At 71.4% G+C, this 7,003-nt stretch carries 6 protein-coding genes, 1 tRNA gene and 2 pseudogenes; 5 read left to right on the top strand and 4 right to left on the bottom strand.

Going from position 1 to position 7,003, the window contains the following annotated elements; translation table 11 throughout:
- Both C1I95_RS36715 and C1I95_RS30610 read right to left on the bottom strand, forming a co-directional pair.
- Positions 1 to 126, bottom strand: a pseudogene (locus C1I95_RS36715) (thiopeptide-type bacteriocin biosynthesis protein); the annotation flags it as partial.
- Positions 127 to 477: 351 nt separating this feature from the next.
- On the bottom strand, positions 478 to 1,098 hold the full coding sequence (locus C1I95_RS30610; RefSeq protein ID WP_111219128.1) for an ANTAR domain-containing response regulator: 621 nt from the start codon (positions 1,096 to 1,098) through the stop codon (positions 478 to 480).
- 95 nt (positions 1,099 to 1,193) lie between these two features.
- On the opposite strand from C1I95_RS30610, the gene C1I95_RS30605 reads away from it, so the two are divergent.
- The 3 genes and pseudogenes from C1I95_RS30605 (at position 1,194) to C1I95_RS36705 (ending at position 2,051) form a co-directional block, all read left to right on the top strand.
- A tRNA-Leu gene (locus C1I95_RS30605) sits at positions 1,194 to 1,266 on the top strand.
- A pseudogene (locus C1I95_RS37160) lies at positions 1,240 to 1,371 on the top strand (hypothetical protein); the annotation flags it as partial. The gene C1I95_RS30605 and the pseudogene C1I95_RS37160, both read left to right, overlap by 27 nt.
- Positions 1,372 to 1,895: 524 nt before the next feature.
- Positions 1,896 to 2,051, top strand: a complete 156-nt coding sequence (locus C1I95_RS36705; RefSeq protein WP_233513985.1) for a hypothetical protein — start codon at positions 1,896 to 1,898, stop codon at positions 2,049 to 2,051.
- 46 nt (positions 2,052 to 2,097) lie between these two features.
- On the opposite strand, the gene C1I95_RS30595 is transcribed toward C1I95_RS36705, so the two are convergent.
- Positions 2,098 to 3,255, bottom strand: coding sequence for a trans-sulfuration enzyme family protein (locus tag C1I95_RS30595; protein WP_438941352.1), 1,158 nt, complete (start codon positions 3,253 to 3,255; stop codon positions 2,098 to 2,100).
- Between the two features lie 101 nt (positions 3,256 to 3,356).
- Here C1I95_RS30595 and C1I95_RS30590 point away from each other — a divergent pair, with 101 nt between their 5' ends.
- Positions 3,357 to 3,836, top strand: coding sequence for an Lrp/AsnC family transcriptional regulator (locus C1I95_RS30590; RefSeq protein ID WP_111219126.1), 480 nt, complete (start codon positions 3,357 to 3,359; stop codon positions 3,834 to 3,836).
- Between the two features lie 68 nt (positions 3,837 to 3,904).
- Positions 3,905 to 4,909 (top strand): LLM class flavin-dependent oxidoreductase, encoded by a 1,005-nt coding sequence (locus tag C1I95_RS30585; protein ID WP_233513983.1) that lies wholly within the window; start codon positions 3,905 to 3,907, stop codon positions 4,907 to 4,909.
- A 291-nt stretch (positions 4,910 to 5,200) separates the two neighbouring features.
- Here the strand turns inward: C1I95_RS30585 and C1I95_RS30580 are convergent.
- A partial coding sequence (locus tag C1I95_RS30580; protein ID WP_111219122.1) for a rhamnogalacturonan lyase occupies positions 5,201 to 7,003 on the bottom strand: 1,803 nt, incomplete at its 5' end.

The raw sequence follows: 7,003 nt of genomic DNA, 5'->3' as shown, positions 1-7,003 counted from the left end.
TGGCCCTTTGCGTATGAACCACCAGGCGGTGATCATGCCGGCGGTTTCGGCGGCGGGTAGGACGCGGCTGAGGTGGGGTATCGCGTGCTGTTCGCGTTCTTGGCGGCTGTGGCCGGGGTAGCTGATGGTAGAAGGTCGACGGCGCGGTCCGCACCAGCGACCAGGTGAGCCCGTCCGAACTGGTCCAGGCCGCCGGACGGGTCTGCCCCGCCGGGTCGGCGACCCCACCGACGGCGAACCAGCGCCCGGCACAGGTCGCCGCGTCGCGCACCATGATCCGACCGGCCGTGCCGGCCGGCGTCGGCAGCGTCATCGACTGCCAGGCCGGACGCAGCGGCTCCGGATCCGTGGGCGTGCCCGGGCGCGCGCAGCCGGCCAGCGCCACCGCCACGCCGGCGACGACCGCGACCATCCGCCCGATCACCACGGGTCGATGCTATCGACGGCAGGGGCTTTCGGGCGACCGTCGTAGCCCGGTCAGGAAGCCGGCTGGGCCACCTCGCCGCCGGCGGTCTCGGCGAGAATCCGCTCGGAGACCTCCTTCATGGTCATCCGGTGATCCATCGCCGTGCGCTGGATCCACTTGAACGCCTGCGGCTCGGTCATGTTGTACGTGGTCATCAGCGCGCCCTTGGCCCGCTCGACGGTCTTGCGGACCTCCAGCCGATCGGTCAGCCCGGCGACCTCGGACTCCAGCGCGGCGATCTCCGAGTAGCGGGAGAGCGCGATCTCCACCGCCGGCACCAGGTCGCTCTTCTGGAACGGCTTGACCAGGTACGCCATCGCGCCGGCCGCCCGGGCCCGCTCCACCAGGTCCCGCTGGCTGAAGGCGGTCAGGATGATCACCGGGGCGATCCGGGCGCCGGCGATCCGCTCGGCGGCGGCCAGCCCATCCATGATCGGCATCTTGATGTCGAGGATGACCAGGTCGGGCTTGAGTTCCTCGGCCAGCCGGACGGCGGTCTCGCCGTCGCCGGCCTCCCCGACCACCTCGTAGCCCTCCTCGACCAGCATCTCGGCGAGGTCCAGCCGGATCAGCGCCTCGTCCTCGGCGATCAGTACCCGCCTGCGCGCGGCATCCGTCTGCGTCTCGGCCACGAGCCACTCCCACCCAGTCTGAGCCCCGACACCCGCGGTACCGGGTGTCGCCGCCCCTAGCGTAGTGGGTAACCTGTGCAGGCCGAGAAACTGAAGCCCCTGTAGTCCAACGGCAGAGACAATGGTTTCAAAAGCCATCAAGTGTGGGTTCGAATCCCACCGGGGGCACCCAGAAGTGTCGTACGTGTGCTCGAAGATGCCTCAGTGCATCCTCCGCAGATACGCACACGAGCGCGCCAGCTCCACGTTTCGGGGCTGACCATCGCTGAGGTCGCCCGCAGCCTCGGGCTCGCCTATCCCACGGTGTGGCACTGGTGCCGAGACCGGCCAGAGCCGGTCGTGCAGGGCACCGCATTGCGCTGTTTCCGCTGCACGCCAGGAATCAGATACCCGACAGAACCTGCCGCCTACGCTTATCTGTTCGGTCTCTACCTCGGCGACGGCCACCTCGTCGCATCCGCCCGGGTGCCGGTCCTACGGATCTCGTGCGACAACGCATGGCCCCGGCTGATCGACGCGTGTGACGAGGCCATGCGGGCGGTGCTCGCCGCCAAGGTCCAGCGTATCCGGTTGACGGGTTGCATCAATGTGCAGAGCTACGGAAAACACTGGCCCTGCCTGCTGCCACAACACGGCCCCGGAAAGAAGCACGAGCGCCGGATCGCCCTCGCCGACTGGCAGGAGGAGATCGTCAGGGACACCCCGGCCACTTCGTCCGCGGCCTGTTCCACTCCGACGGCTGTCGGGTCTCGAATCGGGTCACCAACCGGGGCAGGGCGTACGTCTACCCGCGTTACATGTTCACCAACGAATCCACCGACATCATGGGACTTTGCCAGTGGGCGCTCGATCTGCTCGGCATCGCCTGGAAAATGAACCGCCGCAACTCCCTGTCCGTGGCTCGGCGAGAGGCGGTGGGGGCCCTCGATCGCCATGTGGGCCCCAAGTCCTGACGCCCTCCGGGAGTCGAGGCGCGGGCAGCGCTCCCCCGGGGAGGCTTCAGATCGCGGCGAGCGCCTGCTCCAGGTCGGCCCGCAGGTCCTCCGGGTCCTCCAGGCCGACCGAGAGTCGCAGCAGCCCGCCACCGGGCTTCGCGGCCCCCTCGACCGGTCGGTGGGTCAGCGACGCCGGGTGCTGGATGAGGGTGTCGACCCCGCCGAGCGAGACGGCGTGGGTGATCAGCCGGCAGGCACCGGCGACCGCCGCCGCGGCCGGGGCGCCGCCGCGTACCTCGAAGGCGAGCAGGCTGCCGGGGCCGGCCATCTGCCGCCCGATCAGCCCGGCCGGGTCGTCCAGGCCGGGGTGGTGCACCCGCGCCACGGCCGGGTGGTCGCCGAGCCAGGCGGCGAGTTTCTCCGCGCCAGCCTGCTGGGCGCGTACCCGCACCGGCAGTGTCTGGAGGCCGCGGTGCAGCAGGTACGCCCCGAGCGGGTGCAGGATCGCGCCGGTGAGGGCGCGGACCTGGCGCAGTCTGACCGCCCACTCGGCGTCGCAGGCGATTGCGCCGGCGAGGACGTCGCCGTGGCCGCCGATGCTCTTGGTGGCGCTATGCAGGACGAGCCGGGCGCCGTGGCGGGTGGGCTGCTGGAGCACCGGGGTGGCGACGGTGTTGTCGACGAGCAGCGGCACCTCGCCGGCGGCGTCGGCGAGCGCGGCGATGTCGAACAGGTCGAGGGTGGGGTTGGCCGGGGTCTCGGCGATCACCAGGGCGGTGTCGGGGCGTACGGCGGCGGCGACCTGGTCGGGGCGGGCCCAGCTGACCTCGGTGCCGAGCAGGCCGGTGGCGAGCACGTGGTCGGTGCCGCCGTAGAGGGGGCGCACGGCGACCAGGTGCCGCTTGCCGTCCCGGGTGGCGGCGAGCAGGGCTGCGGTGAGGGCGGCCATGCCGCTGGCGAAGGCGACCGCCTCGGCGGTGCCTTCCAGTTCGGCGAGGGCGGTCTCGAAGCGGGCCACGGTGGGGTTCCAGAGCCGCTGGTAGACGGCGCTGGCGCCGGCGGGCAGATGGCCGCCGGTGGCGAGGGCTTCGTAGGCGTCGCCGCCGGCATCGACCGACGGCAACGGGTTGGTGGTCGACAGGTCGATCGGCGGCACGTGCACCCCGAGGGCCGCGAGGTCGTCGCGGCCGGCGTGTACGGCTCGGGTGTCCACGGTCAGCATGCCGAAAGGATCGAACAACTGATCCATCCAGGGCAACAGTTTCGAAGATTATTCGCTGCACCCCCTTTCTGTGGTGGCCTGGTTCGGTGGAGGATGGCGGGATGCCCCTCGCATCGAACGATGTGCGGCCCTTCGGGGCCCTCGACGACACCGACCGCGCGATCCTGGCCGAGCTGACCGCTGACGGGCGGCTGCCGAACAACGCCCTCGCCGAGCGGGTGGGGGTGGCGCCGTCGACCTGCCTGACGCGGACCCGGGCGCTGCGGGAGTGCGGGGCGATCCGGGGGTTCCATGCCGAGGTGGATCCGGCGGCGGTGGGGATGCCGTTGCAGGCACTGGTGTCGGTACGGCTGACCGAGCACGCGCGGGCGGCGGTGGACGCGTTCCGGGCCCGGTCGGTGCGGCTGCCCGGGGTGGTGTCGGTGTTCCACGTGGCCGGTGCCGAGGACTACGTCCTGCACGTACGGGCGGCTTCGGCGGAGGCGCTGCGCGACTTCGTCCTGGATCATCTGGCCGTGGACCCGGCGGTGCAGCACACCCAGACCAGTCTGATCTTCGAGCAGGCGCGCGGGATGGGCTGAACTGTCGACCGCGCCACGGTCTCGTCGGAGGGGGAACAAATGCGGCATCCGGCGGGTTGGCCCGCCGTGTGATCGACGTACCGCTGTCTGTTCTCGACCTTGCTCCCGTTGCCGCCGGCGCCTCCGCCGGCGAGGCCCTGCGGCACACCACCGAGCTGGCCCGGCGCACCGACGAACTGGGCTACCACCGGTTCTGGGTGGCCGAGCACCACAACATGCCGGCGATCGCGTCGTCGGCGCCCGCGGTGCTGATCGCGCATCTGGCCGCGCACACCAGCACCATCCGGCTCGGCTCGGGCGGGGTGATGCTGCCCAACCACGCGCCGCTGGTGGTCGCCGAGCAGTTCGGCACCCTGGACGCGTTGCATCCCGGGCGTATCGACCTGGGCATCGGGCGCGCCCCGGGTACCGACCAGGTGACCGCGCTGGCGTTGCGCCGGACGATGGAGGGGCTGTCGGCCGAGGGTTTCCCACGGGAGTTGGCCGACCTGATGAACTACTTCGGTGGCGACGAGCCGGGGCCGATCACGGCCACCCCGGGGCGTGGGCAGCGGCCGGCGGTATGGCTGCTCGGTTCCAGCGGGTTCAGCGCTCAGTTGGCCGGCGCGCTGGGGCTGCCGTTCTCGTTCGCGCACCACTTCAGCGCGCAGAACACCCTGCCGGCGTTGGCGTTGTACCGGCAGAGTTTCCGGCCGTCGCGTTGGCTGGATGAGCCGTACGCGATGGTGGCGGTGAACGCGGTCTGTGCGGAGACCGACGAGCGGGCCGAGTGGCTGTCCGGGCCGGCCGGGCTGTCGTTCCTGCGGCTGCGCGCCGGGCGGCCGGAGCCGCTCGCCTCGCCGGAGGAGGCGGCGGCGTACCCGTACACCGATTTCGAGCGGGAGTTCCTGGCGCAACGCCGGCAGGGTCAGGCGACGGGCTCTCCGGAGACGGTACGCCGGCAGTTGGGCGACCTGTTGGCCCGCACCGGTGCGGATGAGCTGATGCTCAACACGATGGTGTACGACATCGCCGACCGGGTGCGCTCGTTCGAGCTGATCGCCGACGAGGTGGCCGGCGGCCTGCGCCGTTGAGGCATCCGCGCGGTTGAGCCGGGACCTGTGTCGCCGAGTCGCTGGCCGGGCGGACCGGGCGAATGTGGTGGCACAGGTCACACCGGTCACGGGACCGCGAAACACGATCTTCACGGCAGCGTCACTCTCGCGACGCGGACGCTGCCTAACGTTGGTGCCGGTGGTGGTACGGCACTCTCCGGTCGGGACGGGTCGGGGGTGCCGCGGTGTGGGGCACCGGGCCGCGATTGTGCGGATTCCGCGATCGCGGCCCGGTGCCCGTCCCTTTTCCGGCCGCCTCGTTGCGCCGGCTCAGCGCAGGTAGATGCGGGGCGTGGGCGGGGTGGCCATCCCGTCGCCGAGGAAGAAGCTCGGGTGCGGGGGCTGGTTGTAGGCGGTGTTCTGCCAGGCGACCGCGACCCGGTACTGCGGGTCGTGCATCAGGGTGTGGATGCGGGTGCTGGTCGGGGTCGGGGTGCTGTAGATCCGTAGCGCCCGGCTGTCGGTGGTCCGCCAGACGACCTCCTCCCGCCAGTCGCCGAGGATGTCGGCGGACAGCGCGGGGGTGGCCTTGGTGCCGTTGTTGGAGGCGACGTCGCTGCCGGTGAGCAGGCGGGTGTCGCCGTTCGGGCCGTACTTGTCGATCCGGGTGGCGTCGAGCAGTTCCCGGACCGGGTCGCCGTCCCACCAGATGAGGAAGTTGGTCGAGGAGGGCTTGCGGCCGATGTTCTGGCCCCGGGTGTTGGCCAGGCCGCTCACCGCCGACGACCAGGATTCGGCGCCGGGGCTGCCGGCCCAGATGTCACCGGAGACGCCGCGGCCGTTGTCGCCGTTGGCCGGGGTGGACCAGATGAGTTGGCCGGTGCGGGCGTCGGCGAGGTAGGAACTGGGTTTGCTGCCGTCCTCGTTGACCTTGAAGACCTCCAGGCCGGGGCGGGTCGGGTCGAGGTCGCCGACGTGCATGGCGTCGCCGTGGCCGGTGCCGGTGGAGTGCAGCAGCCGGCCGTTGTCGTCGATGGTGACCGCGCCGTAGACGATTTCCTGGCGGCCGTCACCGTCGACGTCGGCCACCGACAGGTTGTGGTTGCCCTGGCCGGCGGCGGCGCCGTTGCCGGAGATGTTGGAGTCGAAGGTCCACCGCTTGGTGAGGCTGCCGTTGCGGAAGTCCCAGGCGGCGATCACCGCGCGGGTGTAGTAGCCGCGGGCCATGACCAGCGAGGGGCGCTGCCCGTCGAGGTACGCGGTGGCGGCGAGGAACCGGTCGACGCGGTTGCCGTACGAGTCGCCCCAGGAGGAGACGCTGCCGCGCGGCGGGTCGTAGTCGACGGTGGACAGGGCGGCGCCGGTGCGACCGTCGAACATGGTCAGGTACTCGGGGCCGGCGAGGACGTACCCGCTGGAGTTACGGTGGTCGGCGGCCGCGTTGCCGATCACCTGGCCGGTGCCGGAGCGGGTGCCGTCGGCGGTCTTCATGGCCACCTCGGCGCGCCCGTCGCCGTCGTAGTCGTACACCTGGAATTGGGTGTAGTGCGCGCCGGCCCGGATGTTGCGGCCCAGGTCGATGCGCCACAGCCGGGTGCCGGTAAGGGTGTACGCGTCGACGTAGACGTTGCCGGTGTAGCCGGACTGGGAGTTGTCCTTGGCGTTGGACGGGTCCCACTTGAGCACGAACTCGTACCGGCCGTCGCCGTCGAGGTCGCCGACGCTGGCGTCGTTGGCGGAGTAGCTGTACGCCTCGCCGGTGGGGGTGGTGCCGCCCGGGGGAACCTGTAGCGGCACGTCCAGGTAGCCGGCCGGGAACTGTAGCGCCGGCGCGGAGGCGGCCTGCTCGACGCCGTTGACCACGGCCCGCACGGTGTACGCCGCGCCGGCGGCGGCACCGCTGTCCAGGTAGTTGGTCGCGCCGGTGATCGGGCTGCTGTTGACCCGGGTGGTGCCCCGGTAGACGTTGAACGCCACGCCGGAGGTTTCGGTGCCCAACAGCCGCCAGGAGACCAGGTTGCCCGATCCGGAGCGGACGCTGACCAGGCCGCGGTCCAGGTTCTCCGCCTGCATCGAGCCGGCCGGCGGGGTGGTGGGCGGCGGCGTGGTCGGCGGTGAGGTGCTCGGCGGTGG

The organism is Micromonospora craterilacus (assembly GCF_003236315.1).
GTDB classification, from domain to species: Bacteria; Actinomycetota; Actinomycetes; order Mycobacteriales; family Micromonosporaceae; genus Micromonospora; species Micromonospora craterilacus.
Note: the sequence above shows the minus strand (reverse complement) of the source record. Positions and strands in the feature narration are given on the sequence as shown.

Bases quoted from the DNA above. Each gene is read 5' to 3' on its own strand.
- C1I95_RS36705 (WP_233513985.1), top strand. From the start codon at position 1,896: ATGTTCACCAACGAATCCACCGACATCATGGGACTTTGCCAGTGGGCG.
- C1I95_RS30595 (WP_438941352.1), bottom strand. From the start codon at position 3,255: ATGCTGACCGTGGACACCCGAGCCGTACACGCCGGCCGCGACGACCTC.
- C1I95_RS30590 (WP_111219126.1), top strand. From the start codon at position 3,357: ATGCCCCTCGCATCGAACGATGTGCGGCCCTTCGGGGCCCTCGACGAC.